At 68.1% G+C, this 16,630-nt stretch carries 11 protein-coding genes; 5 read left to right on the forward strand and 6 right to left on the reverse strand.

Features of this window, described 5'->3' with window-relative positions:
* Positions 1-32 precede the first annotated feature (32 nt).
* Both H512_RS27755 and leuA read left to right on the forward strand, forming a co-directional pair.
* Entirely contained in the window at positions 33-155 is a 123-nt protein-coding gene (locus tag H512_RS27755) for a hypothetical protein (RefSeq protein WP_281170337.1), read from the forward strand.
* A 148-nt stretch (positions 156-303) separates the two neighbouring features.
* Positions 304-2,013, forward strand: coding sequence for a 2-isopropylmalate synthase (gene leuA, locus H512_RS0109755; RefSeq protein WP_026783300.1), 1,710 nt, complete (start codon positions 304-306; stop codon positions 2,011-2,013).
* A 131-nt stretch (positions 2,014-2,144) separates the two neighbouring features.
* Here leuA and H512_RS0109760 read toward each other — a convergent pair whose 3' ends face one another.
* Both H512_RS0109760 and H512_RS0109765 read right to left on the reverse strand, forming a co-directional pair.
* Positions 2,145-3,995, reverse strand: coding sequence for a [FeFe] hydrogenase, group A (locus H512_RS0109760; protein ID WP_053239729.1), 1,851 nt, complete (start codon positions 3,993-3,995; stop codon positions 2,145-2,147).
* 4 nt (positions 3,996-3,999) lie between these two features.
* Positions 4,000-6,000: an FAD-dependent oxidoreductase gene (locus tag H512_RS0109765; protein WP_026783302.1), complete on the reverse strand. Its 2,001-nt coding sequence runs from the start codon at positions 5,998-6,000 to the stop codon at positions 4,000-4,002.
* A 394-nt stretch (positions 6,001-6,394) separates the two neighbouring features.
* On the opposite strand from H512_RS0109765, the gene H512_RS0109770 reads away from it, so the two are divergent.
* Genes H512_RS0109770 through H512_RS23355 form a run of 3 tightly spaced genes read left to right on the forward strand, consistent with a single transcriptional unit; the run spans position 6,395 to position 8,932 of the window.
* Positions 6,395-7,393 carry an ABC transporter substrate-binding protein gene (locus H512_RS0109770; RefSeq protein WP_036790962.1) on the forward strand — a complete coding sequence of 333 codons (999 nt, stop codon included), beginning with the start codon at positions 6,395-6,397 and terminating at the stop codon, positions 7,391-7,393.
* A 4-nt stretch (positions 7,394-7,397) separates the two neighbouring features.
* Positions 7,398-8,189: an ABC transporter permease gene (locus H512_RS23350; RefSeq protein WP_053239730.1), complete on the forward strand. Its 792-nt coding sequence runs from the start codon at positions 7,398-7,400 to the stop codon at positions 8,187-8,189.
* Positions 8,186-8,932, forward strand: coding sequence for an ABC transporter ATP-binding protein (locus H512_RS23355; protein WP_053239731.1), 747 nt, complete (start codon positions 8,186-8,188; stop codon positions 8,930-8,932). Before H512_RS23350 ends, H512_RS23355 begins: the two co-directional genes overlap by 4 nt.
* On the opposite strand, the gene H512_RS0109785 is transcribed toward H512_RS23355, so the two are convergent.
* From H512_RS0109785 to H512_RS0109800, 4 genes are all read right to left on the reverse strand, one after another.
* On the reverse strand, positions 8,924-11,992 hold the full coding sequence (locus H512_RS0109785; RefSeq protein ID WP_026783304.1) for an efflux RND transporter permease subunit: 3,069 nt from the start codon (positions 11,990-11,992) through the stop codon (positions 8,924-8,926). The genes H512_RS23355 and H512_RS0109785 overlap by 9 nt on opposite strands.
* Positions 11,989-13,095 (reverse strand): efflux RND transporter periplasmic adaptor subunit, encoded by a 1,107-nt coding sequence (locus tag H512_RS0109790; RefSeq protein ID WP_036790965.1) that lies wholly within the window; start codon positions 13,093-13,095, stop codon positions 11,989-11,991. Before H512_RS0109790 ends, H512_RS0109785 begins: the two co-directional genes overlap by 4 nt.
* Positions 13,092-14,168: an efflux RND transporter periplasmic adaptor subunit gene (locus H512_RS23360; RefSeq protein WP_169507142.1), complete on the reverse strand. Its 1,077-nt coding sequence runs from the start codon at positions 14,166-14,168 to the stop codon at positions 13,092-13,094. The genes H512_RS0109790 and H512_RS23360 overlap by 4 nt, the downstream gene beginning before the upstream one ends.
* Before the next feature lie 81 nt (positions 14,169-14,249).
* A complete protein-coding gene (locus H512_RS0109800) occupies positions 14,250-16,406 on the reverse strand; it encodes a GumC family protein (protein ID WP_026783306.1) in 2,157 nt (718 codons plus the stop codon).
* Between the last annotated feature and the right edge of the window lie 224 nt (positions 16,407-16,630).

Genomic DNA, 16,630 nt, shown 5'->3' on the forward strand with positions numbered 1-16,630 from the left:
CAGTTCGCATTTCTGCGGGTATAGCCCTTGATATGACCACGAAGACCGACATCACGCGCTTCATCTCCGCCGAGGGCACCGCCCGCGGGGATCGCGCTCGGATGCTCGGCTCGCTGCTTCGTCTCGGCCTTATCAGCGGTTGCCGGGTCCAGTGAGGGAGCGCCCGGCGGCCGATAGCCCGCCGCTGGCCATGAGCTCTCTCGTACTCCCCCTTACGCTTGACAAAACGCGCTTCACGCTGCTCGCCGACGTCCCGATGACGCGGCCGGCCGGGAGCGCCAGCCAGAGACGAGCCACAGCATCATGACCGAGACGACCTTCCGCGACCGGGCGGGCATGCCCAACGCCGCTGCCAAATACCGACCTGTCACCCCCATCGACCTCAGCGACCGCACCTGGCCCGGCAAGGTGATCGACAAGGCGCCGATCTGGTGCTCGGTCGACCTGCGCGACGGCAATCAGGCGCTGGTCGATCCCATGGGCCACGACCGCAAGGCCCACATGTTCCACCTCTTGCTGGAGATGGGCTTCAAGGAAATCGAGATCGGCTTCCCGTCGGCCTCGCAGACCGACTTCGACTTCGCCCGCTGGTGCGTCGAGGAGGGCGGGGCGCCCGACGACGTCTCGTTGCAGGTGCTGGTGCAGTGCCGGCCGGAGCTGATCGTCCGCACCTTCGAGGCGCTGCGCGGCGCCAGGCGGCCGATCGTCCATTTCTACAATTCCACCAGCGCCTTGCAGCGGCGCGTGGTGTTCGGCAAGGACGTGGCCGGCATCAAGCAGATCGCCGTCGACGGCGCCAAGCTGATCGCCGACATGGCGGCCAAGGAAGGCGGCGGCTTCCGCTTCGAGTATTCGCCGGAGAGCTTCACCGGCACCGAGCTGGAAGTGGCGCTGGAGATCTGCAACGCGGTGATCGAGGTGATCGATCCGACGCCCGACAACAAGCTGATCCTCAACCTGCCGTCCACCGTCGAGATGGCGACGCCCAACGTCTACGCCGATCAGATCGAGTGGATGAGCCGCAATGTCGACCGGCGCGACTCGGTGCTGATCTCGCTGCACCCGCACAACGACCGCGGCACCGGCATCGCCGCCGCCGAGCTGGCGCTGATGGCGGGCGCCGACCGCGTCGAGGGCACGCTGTTCGGCAACGGCGAGCGCACCGGCAACGTCGACGTGGTGACCATGGCGCTCAACATGTTCACGCAGGGCGTCGATCCCGGCCTCGACTGCTCCAACATCGAGCGCATCCGCGACGTGTTCGAGTATTCCAACCAGATGAAGGTACCCGAGCGGCATCCTTATGTCGGCGAACTCGTCTACACCGCCTTCTCCGGCTCGCACCAGGACGCCATCAACAAGGGCCTCAAGGCGATGAAGTCGTCGAACAGTGGCGTCTGGGAAGTGCCCTACCTGCCGATCGACCCGCAGGACGTCGGCCGCTCCTACGAGGCGATCATCCGCATCAACTCGCAGTCGGGCAAGGGCGGCATCGCCTACCTGATGCAGGAGGACCACGGCATCAACCTGCCGCGCGCCCTGCAGGTGGAATTCCGCGAGGACATCCAGGCGATCACCGACCGCGAGGGCCGCGAGCTGTCGTCGCAGCGCATCTACGAGCGCTTCATGCAGCTCTACGTCGACCAGCCGGAGGGGCGCCTCAAGTTCGTCGACCACCACACCTATCCCGACACCGAGGTGAAGGGCCGGCGCATCTGCGTCGCCGAGATCGTCGACAATGGCGTCGCCCGCACCATCGAGGGTCGCGGCAACGGTCCGATCGACGGCTTCGTGCATGCGCTGTCGGTCTATCTCGGCATTGCCGTGTCGGTGGCCGACTATTCCGAGCACTCGTTGCAGCAGGGTTCGGACGCCTCGGCCATCGCCTATGTCGAGCTGAAGCACCCCGGCGGCAAACTGCACGGCGTCGGCATCAACACCAACATCGTCACCGCCTCGCTCTCCGCCGTGGTGTCGGCGGTCAATCGGGTGGTGGCGCTGAACGCCGGCTGATTTCTCGAGCTTCAACAGAACAGGCCCTCCGATTCGCGCGAATCGGAGGGTTTTTCTTTGGCTTCGCACATAAAAACCGGGCGGCGGGTTGCCCCGCCGCCCGGCTGTCAAAGTCTCGAAAGCGCCAGGTCTCAGTAGACCATGGTGCTCATCTTGATCTCGCCCCAGATCTCCTTCACCGTCAGCTCCAGCTCGGCCTTGCGGTCGGTGTAGAAGGTGTGCAGGAGGTGGTGCGCCTTCTCCGAGTTGGGCGAACCCAGGAAGTCGCGGTAGAGGGCCTTGACCTGCTCGTTGTTGTGCGACTGGCGCACCTTGGCGGCGCGGTCGATGCCGAACATCGTCTCGCGGCGCTTCAGGGCATAGGGCAGGTACTGCTTCTTGGAGCGCAGCGTGCCGCCGCCGTCGACGCAACCGCCGGGGCAGGCCATGATCTCGATGAAGTCGAAGTCGGCCTCGCCGGCCTTGATCGCCTCCATCAGCGCCCGCGTCTCGCCGAGGCCGTGGGCCATGGCGATCTTCACCTCGCCGATGTTGCCGCCGAGGTCGACGGTGGCCGAGCGCACGCCCTCGAAGCCGCGCAGCTGCGTCAGCTCGATCTTGTCCAGCTCCTTGCCGTTGACCACCTTGTAGACGGTGCGGAGCGCCGCCTCCATGACGCCGCCGGTGGTGCCGAAGATGACGCCGGCGCCGGAATACTCGCTCATGTAGGGGTTGTCGAAGGTCGACGGCTCGATGGTTCTGAGGTCGAGGCCCTCGCGCTTCAGGAGACGGGCGAACTCGCGCGTCGTCAGCACGACGTCGACGTTCGGCATGTCGTCCTCGCCGAGCTGCGGCCGGACGATCTCGTCCTTCTTGGCCGTGCAGGGCATGATCGAGATGACGCGGATCTTCTTGGGGTCGAGCCCCATCTTGACCGGCAGGTAGCTCTTGGCGATGGCGCCGACGACCGCCTGCGGCGAGCGGGTGGACGACAGGAGCGGCAGCAGCTCGGGATAATGGACCTCGGCGAAGTTGATCCAGGCCGGGCAGCAGGAGGTGATGGTCGGGCGCTTGCGCTCGCCGAGGCGATGCAGCAGCTCGGTGCCTTCCTCCATGATCACCACGTCGGCGCCGAAGTTGGTGTCGAGCACGATGTCGACGCCGAGCTTGCGCGAGGCGGCGATGATCTGGCCCTCGACGTTGGTGCCCGGCGCCATGCCGAACTCCTCGCCGAAGCCGACGCGGATGGCCGGCGCGAACTGGAGGACGGTGGTGATCTCCGGGTCGTAGATGTAGTCGAGGACGCGATCGGTCTCGTCCTTTTCGGCGAGAGCGCCGGTCGGGCAGACCAGCACGCACTGGCCGCAGGTGACGCAGGTCGAGTCCTTCTGGTTCTTGCCGTGGCGGAGGCCGATCGCCGTGTCGAGGCCGGTGCCGGTGACCACCAGCGCGTCGACTTCCTGGTAGTTGCGGCAGACCGTGACGCAGCGCTGGCAGCGGATGCACTTGGTCATGTCGCGGACCATGGCCGGCGACGAGCGGTCGACCTCGCGGGTGGCGACGCGGGCCGGCGTGAAGAAGCGGTTCTCCTTGAGGCCGACGAACTGGGCGACGTCCTGCAACTCGCAGGCGCCGTGGCGGATGCAGGTGGCGCAGTCCTGCAGATGGTCGGCCATCAGCAGTTCGACTTGCAGCTTCTGCATGTCGCGCACCTTCTTGGTGCGCGTCTCGACGGCGAGGCCATCCTTCACCGGCGTGTTGCAGGCCGTCACCATGTGGGTGCTGGCCTGGCCGGGCATCTGGATCTCGACCAGGCAGACGCGGCAGGTGCCGGGCGTGTGGTCGATGTCGGCCAGCTCGCACAGCGTCGGGATGTAGAAGTCATGCCGGCGGGCGGCGGCGAGGATCGTCTCGTTCGGATAGGCCGTGACGGCCTTGCCGTTGATCTTGAAGCCGACCGTGGCCTCGGTGCCGACGGGGATCAGGGTTTCGACGTTGCACATGGTCTCACGCCGCTCCTTCGGGGATGGAGTGTTCGGTGATCACGGAATAGATGCGGTAGCAGCGCATGCAGCGCATGGACTCCTTGTAGGCGTCCTCCGAGCTGATGATCTGCTCGACTTCCCCGAACATGGTCTTGCGCACTTCCGGCGACAGCTCCGGATGGTGGACGCGGTATTCGTTCTTGACCGGCACCTCGATGCAGTCGTTGGAGAACAGCTTGTTCTTCTCCAGGATCTGGCGGATGCGCGAGCGCGGGAAGAAGCGCGTCGAGCCGAGGCGCAGGTAGTCGTCGATGTTGCGGGCGGCCTTGAGGCCGTTGGCCATGGCGGCGATCAGCGTCGACGGGCCGAGGTAGCAGTCGCCGCCGGCGAACACGCCCGGCCGCGAGGTGGCGAGCGATTCCTTGTCGGCCACCACCCAGTTCCACTTGCTCATCTCGACGCCGTCCTCGGGCTTGACCGAGCCGGTGTCGACCTGCTGGCCGATGGCGGCGATCACCACCGAGCAGGGCATGACGTATTCGCTGCCGGGGATCGGCCGCACGTTGCGGCGGCCCTTGGCGTCGACCTCGGTCTGCTCCATCTTCGTCAGCTTGACGCCGACCACCTTGCCATCCTCGGAGACGATGGACACCGGGTTGGTCAGCACGTGGAACTCGATGCCCTCGTCATGGGCGGCGACCACTTCCTCGCGGTCGGCCGGCATGTCGGCCTCGGTGCGGCGATAGACGAGATGCACCTTCTTGGCGCCCATGCGGACGGCCGAGCGGACGCAGTCCATGGCGACGTTGCCGCCGCCGACCACCACCACTTCGCCGTCGATCGGATGCGGCTTGATGCCGGCGACGTGGTCGTGGACCTTCAGGAGGAAGCCGATGCCGGACTCATAGCCGACGAGGCTGGTATCCTCGTTGTCGCAGCCCATCTTGGTGCCTTCCTGGCAGCCGAGGGCCAGGAACACCGACTTGTAGCCGCGCTTCATCAGGTCATCGACGCTGAAATCCGTGCCGAGGCGCTGGTTGAAGAAGAAGCGGCCGCCGAGATTGGTGATGGCGTTCATCTCGTTGAGGAGAACGTCCTTCGGCAGGCGGTAGGACGGGATGCCGATGGCGGCCATGCCGCCGGCCTCGCCCTGGGCCTCGAAGATGTCGACATGATAGCCGCGCATCAGGAGGTGGTAGGCGCAGGAGACGCCGGCCGGGCCGGCGCCGATCACGGCGACGCGCTGGTCTTCCGGCAGCACGTGGGCGATCATGTCCTTGGAGAACACCAGCGGGTGCGGGCCGGTCTGGTACTCGGCGACGTAGCGCTTGAGGATCTTGATGCCGACCGCCTCGTCGACCATCTTGCGGCGGCAGGCCGCCTCGCAGAAGCGGACGCAGACGCGGCTGCAGGTGGCGGCCATCGGGTACTTCTGCAGGATGACGCCCAGCGAATGCTCGGGCTTGCCGTCGCGGATATAATCGATGTAGCGCGGCACGTTGACCTTGGAGGGACAGGCCTCGATGCAAGGCGCCGTCATGTAGCTCATGGCGTGCTGGGCGCGGGCCGGCTGCTTCCTGGCCAGCTCGGCCTCGAACTCGTCGCGGAAGGCTTCGATGGCCTTGACGAGGGCGGTGCCGCAGGACTGGCCGAGGCCGCAGAGCGAGGTGGCGCGCATCTGCTCGGACATGGCGGCGATGCCATCGAGGTCGAGGTCGCCGTCAAGGCCGCGGCGCATGGCGCCGAGCGCATCGCGCACCAGCACGGTGCCCATGCGGCAGGGGGTGCACTTGCCGCAGGACTCGTCGGCCGCCTTGCTCAGATACTGCCAGAAGGTGTCGAGAAGGTTGACCTTCTCGTCGAAGACGAAGAAGCCGCGATCGGCGACGAAGGCGCGAATCGGGTTGTTGTCGTCGAATACCTCGAAATCCTTGAGGTCGGGAGGCGTGGCGCCCTCCGCGGCCTTTCCCTGGCGGTAATCGTGGACGACGCCGTCCCACACGCCATAAACAACCTGTGCCATGCTGCCACCCCCATTTGGTTGGGCGTTCCCCTACACGTCTGTCACAGGCGAGCGACTGCCGGGGAAATGTGTCCGTATCAGCCATGCCATAATGTAGGGGCAGCTATTCGACAATGACGAAAGTCAAACGGCGGGTGGAACCGTAGTTGCTTTCTCCCTTTTTCGATTTAGATGCTTCCCATTCTCAGCTTTCACGTTACGCGTTAGTGCGTATAGAGGTGAATTCCTATCCGTAGATCTTCGCAAGAACTTGGTTCGGAGGCCGTTTTCCGCTCGTGACCTGTCGGCGCGGCCGGCGTTTCCCCGCGCCGCGAATTGGTCTAGTGTCGGCCCGATCCTTTCCCGGGTGGCCCGTCTCCGCCCGATTGCAGGTTCCGCCATGACAGTTTCCTCCATGACCGCGGGCGTGAGCCGCCGCCGCTTTCTCGAATGTCTCGCCGCCGCCGGTCTTGCCGCGCTGCCCGTTCCGGCGGCTTGGGCGGCCGGGCTCGACCGGCTGACCGTCTGGGGCATGCCGGCGTCGCCGTCGGTGGTGCTGGCGCGGGCGGTGGCGTCGGGGGCGCTGGCGCCGTTGGCCGGCGAGGCGCGCTTCGACGTCTGGCGTACTGCCGACCAGATGCGGGCCGGCGTCGTCTCCGGCGACATCGAGCTGTTCGCCGCGCCGAGCTATGCCGCCGCCAACCTCTGCAACCGCGGCGCCGGCGTTCGCCTCGTCAACGTGCTGACCTGGGGCCTGCTCTACGTCTTCGCCGGGCCGGGGGTGAGCATCGGCGGCATCGACGACCTCCGGGGCAGGACACTGCTGGTCGGATCGAAGAATGACGCGCCGGACCTTCTCACCCGCTTCGTGCTGAAGGCGGCCGGGCTCGATCCGGACAAGGATCTCAAGCTCTCCTATGTCGGCACCTCGGCCGAGGCGGTGCCGCTGATCCTGGCCGGCAAGGCCGATGCCGCCGTGCTGCCGGAGCCGGCGGCCAGCGCCGCCGAGATCAAGGCGAGAGAGGCCGGCGTCGCCGTCACCCGCGCCCTCGACGTCACCGAACTCTATGCCGCCCGCACCGGCCGCCCGGCCGGCGTGCCGCAGGCCGGCCTCGCGGTGACCGAGCGTTTCCTCGACGCCCATCCCGACGTCGTTGCAGCGCTGCATGCGGCTTGCGTCGAGGCGGCCGGCTGGGTGGCCGCCAACCCCGGGGAGGCGGCGGCACTGATCGCCGGCCCCCTGAAGCTGCCGGCGCCGATCGTCGAGGCGTCGCTGCCGCGCTTCCGCCTGAAGGTCGCCTCGACGGCCGAGGCGCGGGACGACCTCGAAGCCTATTTCCGGGCGCTGATGACGCTGTCGCCGGACATCGTGGCCGGACGCCTGCCGGAGCCGGCCTTCTACTGGGGGCACTGAGGCCATGGCCGGGCGCTTCTGGCGTCGATTTTTCAGTGGCGAACGCCGCTGGGCAGCGCTCGGCATCCTCGCCGTGCTGGCGCTATGGGAAGCGGGGCACCGCGTCTACGGCGACTTCGTGCTGCCGTCGCCGCTGGCCACGCTCACCGCCCTCGGCCGCCTCACCCTTGACGGCGATCTCGGGCCGGCGATCCTGACCACGACGCGCGACGCGCTTTCCGGCTTCCTGGTGGCGACGCTGATCGGCTCGCTGCTCGGCGGCCTCGCCGGCCGCTCGACGCCGCTCCGGGCCATGCTGCAACCGGTCGCCACCATGCTGATCGGCGTGCCGGCCATTGCCTGGGTGGTGCTGTCGCTGCTGTGGTTCGGCGGTTCCGGCCTCGCCGCCACCTTCTCGGTGGCCGTCGCCGTGGGGCCGTTGGTGTTCGCGGCGGCGACGCAGGGCACCCGCACCGTCGACGGCGGCCTCAGGATGATGGCCCGCTCCTTCCGCGTGCCGTTGCATGTGCGGCTTGCCGACGTCTACCTGCCGCATGTGCTCTCCTACCTGCTGCCGGCGCTCGGCGCGGCGCTGGCCATGAGCTGGAAGGTGGCGGTGATGGCCGAACTGCTGTCGGGGGCCGGTGGCATCGGCGACGGCCTTGCCGCGGCGCGCGCCGAGGTCGACACCGCCCGGACCATGGCCTGGGTGGTGGTGGTGGTGGCGCTGCTGCTGATCGTCGAGCGCCTGGTCATCGAGCCGGTGCGCCGCTATTTCGAGACCTGGCGGCGCGGCCTGCCGGGGGAGGCGCCATGAGCGGCGAAGCGCTGGTCGCCACGGGACTGTCGCACGGCTTTGCCGGCGTGCCGGTGCTGGATGGCATCGATCTCACCGTGCCACGCGGCGGCGTGCTGGCCATTCTCGGCCCGTCCGGCGCCGGCAAGACGACGCTGCTGGCCATCCTCGGCGGCCTTCTGGCGCCCGACGCCGGCCACGTCGAGCGGCCGTTCGAGCGGCCGGCCTTCGTGTTCCAGGACCCGTTGCTGCTGCCCTGGCGGACGGCGCGCGGCAACGTCGCCTTCGCGCTGACCGGCCGGCGGCTCAGCCGCGCCGAGCGGCTCGGCCGGGCGCGGTCGATGCTGGTCAAGGTCGGTCTCGGTCAGGACGAGGCCGGCCGCTATCCACATCAGCTTTCCGGCGGCATGAGGAAGCGGGTGGCGCTCGCCAGGGCGCTGGCCGTCGAGCCCGATCTCATGCTGCTCGACGAAGCCTTCTCGGCGCTCGACGTCGGGCTGGCCCGCGAGATGCAGCGGCTGGTCCGCCTCGACGCGCAGGAGCGTGGCGTCACCGTGGTGCTGGTGACGCATGACCTCTCGGAAGCGGTGCGGCTTGCCGACGAGCTGGTGGTGCTGAGCGGCCGGCCGGCGCATGTCGCCTGCCGCGTTGCCATCGGCCGGCCGTCACGCCTGCGCGACGACGCCTTCGTCGAGGCGGAAATCCGCCGGCTCGCCGCGTCCGAGGCGATCCGCGACGCCTTCCGGCCGACCCTGTCAGGCTGACGGGGTGGCCGGCGCCGCGGGCTTCTCCTCGTGGATGCGGAACCAGGCGACGTAGAGGGCCGGCAGGTAAATCAGCGTCAGCGCCGTGCCGACGATGATGCCGCCCATCATGGCGAAGGCCATCGGCTGCCAGAACAGCTCGCCGGCGATGGGGATCAGGCCGAGGCTGGCGGCCAGCGCCGTCAGCACGATCGGCCGGAGGCGGTGGCTGGACGCCTCGACCACCGCGTTCCAGGCCGGCTGGCCTTCGGCCCGCAGCCGCTCGATCTGGTCGACCAGGATCACCGAGTTGCGGATCAGGATGCCGACCAGCGCCAGCACGCCGAGGATGGCGACGAAGCCGAGCGGCGCACCGGTGGGCAGCAGCGCCGCCACCACGCCGATCAGGGCGAGCGGCGCCACCGCCACCACCAGGATGAGGCGGCTGAAGCTCTGGAGCTGGATCATCAGCACCGTCAGCATGATGAACACCATCAGCGGCACCACGGCGATGATCGGGGTCAGCGCCTTCTGCGATTCCTCGGCCGAGCCGGCGGTCACCAGCGTGTAGCCGGCCGGCAGGCCGGCGGCGAAGGCGTCGATCGACGGCGCCAGCTCGCCAACGATGGTGTCGGCCTGCGTCGCGTCGGCGCGGGCCGCCTTGATGGTGACGGTGGGCAGGCGGTTGCGGCTCCATACCACCGGCTGCTCGATCTCGTAGCGCAGGTTGGCGACGGCGGCGAGCGGCACGCTCACGCCGTTCACGGTCGCGAGCTGGAGATTCTTCAGCGTTTCGATGGAGTTGCGCTCCTCCGGCACGGCGCGGCCAACCACGGCGATCTGGTAGATGCCGTCGCGGATGCGGGTGACGGTGGCGCCGCCGATGATGCTGTAGAGGGCGTTGGAGATGTCCTGCGAGGAGACGCCGAGCAGGCGCGCCTTGTCCTGCATGACGTCGACCTTGACGACGCGGCCCGGCTCGCCCCAGTCGGCGACGACGTTGTCGACATGGGGATTGGCGGCGACCACGGCGGCCAGCCGGCCGGACGCTTCCCGCACGCCCTCGATGTCCGGGCCGGACAGGCGATAGGCCACCGGCCGGCCGACCGGCGGGCCGATCTCCAGGAGACGGACGAAGCAGTCGACGCCGGGGAAGCTCTTGTGGAGATAGGCGGAGAACTCCGCCCTCAGCCGGTCGCGCGTCTCCTCGTCGCGGGTGACGACGACGGTCTGGCCGAAATAGGGGGCGGCCGGTTCCTGGTCGAAGGTCAGGAGGAAACGCACGGCGCTGCGGCCGACGTAGGTCGACCAGTGGTCGACACCGTCCTTGCCCTTCAGCATGTCCGTCTCGAAGCGGGCGATCAGCCGGCTGGTCTCCTCGATGGAGGCGTTCTGCGGCAGGGTGAAATCGACGATCAGCTCGGAGCGGTCGCTGTCGGGGAAGAACTGCCGCTGGACATGGGTGAGGCCGTAGAGCGACAGGCCGAAGGCGAACAGCGTCAGGCCGATGACCACGAAACGGTGGTGGAGGCCGAACACCAGCAGCCGCTCGAAGCCGCGGGTGAAGCGGGTCTTGCCGCCGGCGTGCTGCTTCATCGCCTTCGGCAGCACGCTGACGCCGATCAGCGGCGTGAACACCACGGCGACGATCCACGACACCAGGAGCGACACGGCGATCACCACGAACATGGTGAAGGTGAACTCGCCGGCCATCGACGCGTTGAGGCCGACCGGAATGAAGCCGGCCACCGTCACCAGCGTGCCGGTCAGCATCGGGAAGGCGGTGGAGGTGTAGACGGCGGTCGCCGCCTTCGGCAGCGAATCGCCGGCTTCGAGGCGGGCGACCATCATCTCGACGGCGATCATGGCATCGTCGACGAGCAGGCCGAGGGCGATGATCAGCGCGCCGAGCGACACGCGCTGCAAGGAGATGTCCGCGGTCTCCATCACCATGAAGGTGATGGCGAGCACCAGGGGGATGGAGAGGGCCACCACCACGCCGGCCCGAAGGCCGAGGCTGACGAAGCTGACCAGGAGCACAATGGCCACGGCTTCAAACAGCGCCTGCGTGAAGCCGGACACCGCCTTCTCCACCAGCTTGGGCTGGTCGGCCACCTGGTGGACGCTGATGCCGATCGGCAGCTCCGCCTCGATGCGCGCCATCTCGGCCCGCAGCGCCTCGCCGAATTTCAGGAGGTTGGCGCCGGCCTTCATGCCGATGGCGACTGCGATGGCCGGCTCGCCGTTGTAGCGGAACTCCTCGCTCGGCGGATCGGCGTAGCCGCGGCTGATCGTCGCCACGTCGGACAGGCGGAAGAAGCGGCCGTTGACGCGGAGGTTGACCGCTTCGAGGCTCTTTTCCGAGCGGAACTCGCCCGATACCCGCACCGACACCCGCTCGGTGCCGGTGTCGATGGTGCCGGAAGGATTGACGGCATTCTGCTCGGCCAGCGTTGCCAGCACCGCCTTTTCGTCGACGCCGTAGGCGGCGAGCTGGCGCGGCGAGAATTCGAGATAGATCACCTCGTCCTCGGCGCCGACGATCTCCACCTTGCCGACGTTGTCGACGGAGAGGATGCGGGTGCGGACGGCCTCGGCATAGTCGCGCAGCTGGCGCTTGGAGAAGCCGTCGGCGGTCAGCGCGTAGATGTTGCCGTAGACGTCGCCGAAGTCGTCGTTGAAGAACGGGCCGATCACGCCGTCCGGCATCTCGGCGCGGATGTCGGAGACGAGATTGCGCACCCGCACCCAGGTGCCTTCGACGTCCCTGGCCTTGGTGTCGTTCCTGAGGTTGACGAAGACGGTGGTGACGCCGGGCCGCGTTAGGTTGCGCGTGAAATCGAGGTTGGGCAGCTCCTGCAGCTTCTTCTCGATGCGGTCGGTGACCTGCTGGGTCATCTCCGTCACCGAGGCGCCCGGCCAATAGGCCTGCACCACCATGGTCTTGATGGTGAAGGAGGGGTCCTCCTCGCGACCGAGGTTCAGGTAGGAGAACACGCCGAACAGCGTGAAGATGATCATGAAGTACCAGACCAGCGACCTGTGTTCGAGCGCCCAGTCGGAGAGATTGAAACTCTTCACAGCACGTCTCCCCCGGCGTCCGTGTCGGCCGGCACCGCCACCGTCTGCCCGTCTTCGAGGCTGTGGACGCCGGCCATCACCACCCGCTCGCCGGCGGCAAGGCCCGAGACGACGCTGAGGCGGTCGTCGTCGGCCGGCGCCGTGCTCACCGGCCTCAGGGCGACCGTGCCCTGGCGCCGGGCGGCGGGTTTGCTTTCGTCGACCGTCACCACCCAGACGAAGGACTTGCCGCCCTCAGTCAGCACCGCCGCCTGCGGTAGGACGATCGCCGGCCTCGCCGTCTCGTCGGGCCTGACCTCGACGGTGGAGCCGAGGCGGAACAGGCTCGGCGGATCGACGAGGGCGATCTTCAGACGGCGGGTGCGGGTCAGTTGGTCGGCTTCCGGGGCGATCTCCCTGAGGGTGCCGGCGATGGCGCGGTCGGGGGCGATCTGCGGCGCGACGACGAAGGGGGTGCCGAGAGCGAGCGTGCCGGCCATCCAGTCGGGCACGTCGATCACCGCGTCGCGGGGATCGGGCTTGGCAATGGTGACGACGCTCTGGCCGGCCGCCACCGTCTGGCCGGGCTCGGCGCCGGTGGTGGTGACGACACCGGCCAGTCCGGCCCGCAACTCGGTGCGCCCGAGCGCGTCGCGCGCCTTGTCGAGGTCGGCCTGGGCCTGGCGGACGGCGGCGTCAGCGGCGTCGAGGGCGGCGCGGGCGTCGTCGAGACTGGACTTGGCGGCGGTGCCGCTCGCCTGCAGCGTCTCGATGCGGCTGACGGTGACGGCGGCGTTGTCCCGCTCGGCCTGGCGGTTGCCGAGCGCTGCCTCGGCGGCGCGGGCTCTCAGGTCGAACGTCGTGGCGTCGAGGGTGGCGACAAAGTCGCCGGGCTGGACCGTGTCGCCGACGTCGACGTTGCGCGTCATCAGCCGGCCCAGCATCTCGAAGCCGAGGTCGGCCTTGTCGCGCGCCTCCACCGTGCCGACGAAGGATTGCAGGGCGGTATCGTCGACGGCGACGCGTGCCGACAGCACCGGCCGGATCGGCGGCGGCGGCGCCTCGGCCTCCGGCCGGCAGGCGGCGAGACCCAGCAGGGCGGCGAGGATCAGGCGGCGGATCACGGCGTCTCCTCCCCGACGATCTCGATGGCGGCGCCGGGCCTCAGCAGCTTGCCACCGTCGATGACGACGCGGTCGCCATCGGCAAGGCCGCTCTCGACGACCAGGGTATCGGTGGTGTAGGCGGCGATGCCGATCGGCCGGAGATCGGCGCTGGCGCCGTCCTTGTCAATCATCCAGACGGCCGGGGCGCCATCTTGTTCGGCGAGCGCCCGGGCGGGCAGCAGCACGGCGCGGATCTCCCGGCCGGGAATGTGGCCGGCGACCGGCGCGCCGAGGCTCATGGCGGCGGGCGGGGTGCCGATGTCCACCTTGATGCGGACGGTGCCGGTGCGCGTCTCGACGGTGGGCGAGATCTCGCGCACCTTGCCGGGCACGGTGACGGACGGGTCCTTGACGAGGCTGACCGTCACGTCGGGCAGCGTGGTGATCGACAGGAAAATCTGCTCGTAGACGTCGAAGACGGCGTCGCGCGGGCCGTCGACGGCAACGATGAACACCGGCCGGGCGGCGGCGGCGATCTCGCCAGCGTCGGCGGTGCGGGCGGTGACGATCCCGTCGGCGTCAGCCCGCAACTCGGTGTAGCCAAGGTTGGCGCGGGCGATATCGAGGGCGGCTTTGGCGGATTCGACGGTGCCGGTGGTGGTGCGCACCGCCCTGGTCGCCGCGTCGAAGGCCGACTGGGTGGTGAAGCCTTTGTCGAGCAGCGTCTTCTGCCGATCGAAGGCCGAACTGGCCTGGCGGGCGCCGGCCTCGGCGGCGGCGAGCGCTGCCTCGGCATTGGCGACGTCGGCCTGCTGCTGGCTGGGATCGAGACGGGCGAGCAGGTCGCCCTTCGTGACGTGATCGCCGACGTCGACGAAGCGCTCGGCAATGCGGCCGGACAGGCGGAAGGACAGTCGCGAGGACGTGCGTGCGACGACCTCGCCGGTCAGCGACAGCGTCTCGGAATACGGCACCGGATGGGCGACGGCGATGCGCACGGCGATCGACCGGTCGGCCGCGGCCGGCGGTTCCGCGGCGATTGCCGGAGTGAGGGCGAGAAGGGCGGTGGCAATCAGCGGCAAAAGCCTCACGACGGTCTCCGTCAGGAACGGGTAAGGCAGAACGCACCGGCCCCGACGCCTCGGGGCCGGCCTATCTTCTTGCGTGTGATATCAGCTTTCCGGCGCGTAATAGTAGTAGCTGTTGTACTTATTGCGGTAGGAGCCGACGCCAAGCTCGGCCTTGGACAGCACGGCGGCGATCGGCAGGTCGTCGCCGGCCGTGGTGCGCAGGTCGTTGACCGCCGAACGGACGTCGCGCTGCGAGGTGGATGCCCAGTGGACCACCAGCGTCACGATGTCGGCGCGAGTGGCGAGATACTGGGCGTCGACCACCGGCAGGATCGGCGGCGTGTCGAGCACGATGATCTCGAAGCGCTCCTTCGCCAGCTCCATCAGCAGGTTGAACTGGGCGGTCTCGATCAGGCTGTCGGTGGAGGTGCGGTGGCTGGACTTGCCGACGATCATGTCGAGGCCCGGCACCTTGTCCTTGGTGACGAACTGGCGGATCGACTGCGAATCGAGCGACAGCGTCAGGTAGTCGGCGAGGCCGTTCTCCGGCGTCAGGCCGAGGCTGGGGGCCACCGACGGCCGCCGGAGGTCGCAGTCGACCAGCAGCACGCGCTTGCCGGACATGGCGAAGGCGCGGGCGATGGCGATGGCGGTGGTGGTCTTGCCTTCGCCGGGGATAGCCGAGCCGACCACGACGATCAGGCCGCCCTCGCGCGTCTTGTCCTGCAGCTTGCGCCTCAGCATGTTCTCGAGGCCGAGGCGGATGCGCCGGATCGACTCGCTGTAGGCGGTGAGCGGATGGTCGATCAGTTCGCTCGCCACCTGTGATCGCTCGGTGATCGAGCGGCCGCCGCGCGACAGGAGCGGGATCGACGAGATGACGGGAATGCCGAGCACCGCCTCGAACTGCTGGTCGGAGGTGAAGCCGCCGATGAAGTTCTCGTTGAGGAAGGCGAGGCCGAGGCCGAGGCCGAGGCCAGCCACCGCGGCGAGCATCAGGATCAGCCGGGTCTTCGGGGCGCTCGGCTCGTCGGGCGCCAGGGCCGCCGAGACGATACGGCTGTCGGCGAGCTGCAGGTCGGCCTGCGTCTCGACGCCGCGCAGGCGCTGCAACAGATCCTGGTAAAGCGTCTTGGCGACCGACGATTCCTGCTGCAGCTCGTAGATCTTGACCATGACGTCGTTGGAGAGGTTGCTCGACAGCACGATGTCGCGGATGGAGCCGCGCAGCCGCTCCTGTTCCTCCTGGGTGCTGCGGATGCGGGTCGACAGCTGCCCGAGCTCGACGTTGACCTGGTCGGAGAGGCGCTGGTCGAGCTGGGCGAGGCTGGCGCGCAGGTTGCTCTCCCGCGACGAGCCGGCGGCGGCGCTGCTCATGTCGGCCAGCACCTTGTCGCGCTCGGCCTTGAGCTGGCTGACGGTGTCCGACCTCAACTGGGCGGCGATGCCGTCCCAGTTCTTGCCGGAGACCAGCGACGAGACGCTGGCCTGCAGCGTCTGCGCCGACACGCTCTCGGCCTTCAGCGCCTCGAGGTTGGCCCGCATCGCCTTGATGTCGTCGCGGTTGCTGTCGGTGGAGACCTTCTCGATGTTCTCGTTGACGAAGGAATCAATGCGGTTCTCGGTCTCGTTGATGGTCGTCGACGCCTGGACGAGGCGGCGGTTGAGGGCGTCGCGCACGCTGAGGGCGTTGGAGATCTTGGCGTCGACCTGGGCGTCGATGTAGGTGCTGGACAGCGTGTTGGCGATCAGTGCCGCCTTGGCGGGATCGGCGGAGGTGGCCGAAACGCTGATGACATAGGTGAGGCCGCGGCGAGCGATGCTGACGCGGTCGGAAAAGCGTGTCAGCACGGCGCGCAATTGCGCGTCAGTGTCGGCCAGCAGGTTCTCCATGGTCTTGATCTTCAGGAAGACCATCAACCGGTCGAGGGTGCCGAGCCTGACGCCGAATTCCGGATCCTTGACGAGGCCAAGGCGGGCGATCGCCCCGAGCTGGGTCGACGGCGACTTGAGGATCTCGACTTCGCTTTCGACGCGGGCGTTGTCGGTCGGCAGCAGCGACATCTGGCTATCGGGGTCGAGGGCGTTCTTCTGCCTGGGATCGACCAGGATCAGCGTCGAGGCGGTGTAGGTCGGCGTTTGCAGGAAGACATAGACGGCGGCGAGGCCGGCGACGATCAGAACCGTGGAGAGAATGAGCCAGATCTGGCGGCGGACGAGACCAATTGCGTTGCGAACATCGAACTCGGATGAATCCATTTGAAGAAAACTTCCTTGAACTTATTCCGACGCCGCCACTATGACCGAAATCGCGCCGCCAACCAAGCGGGCAAGGCGCCGGGTGGGGGCCGCCTCGCCAGGAAATTGCAGGAAATGACGTGTTTGGTTAACCATGCCCGGCGCCGGAAGGCTGGACGAGCGGCCACCGGCGCTGGCGGTCCAGGCTGAAAAGACAGAAAGTCCGGACGTCGTCGTTAACCCGA

It is taken from the genome of Pleomorphomonas koreensis DSM 23070, assembly GCF_000425185.1.
Classification (GTDB): Bacteria; Pseudomonadota; Alphaproteobacteria; order Rhizobiales; family Pleomorphomonadaceae; genus Pleomorphomonas; species Pleomorphomonas koreensis.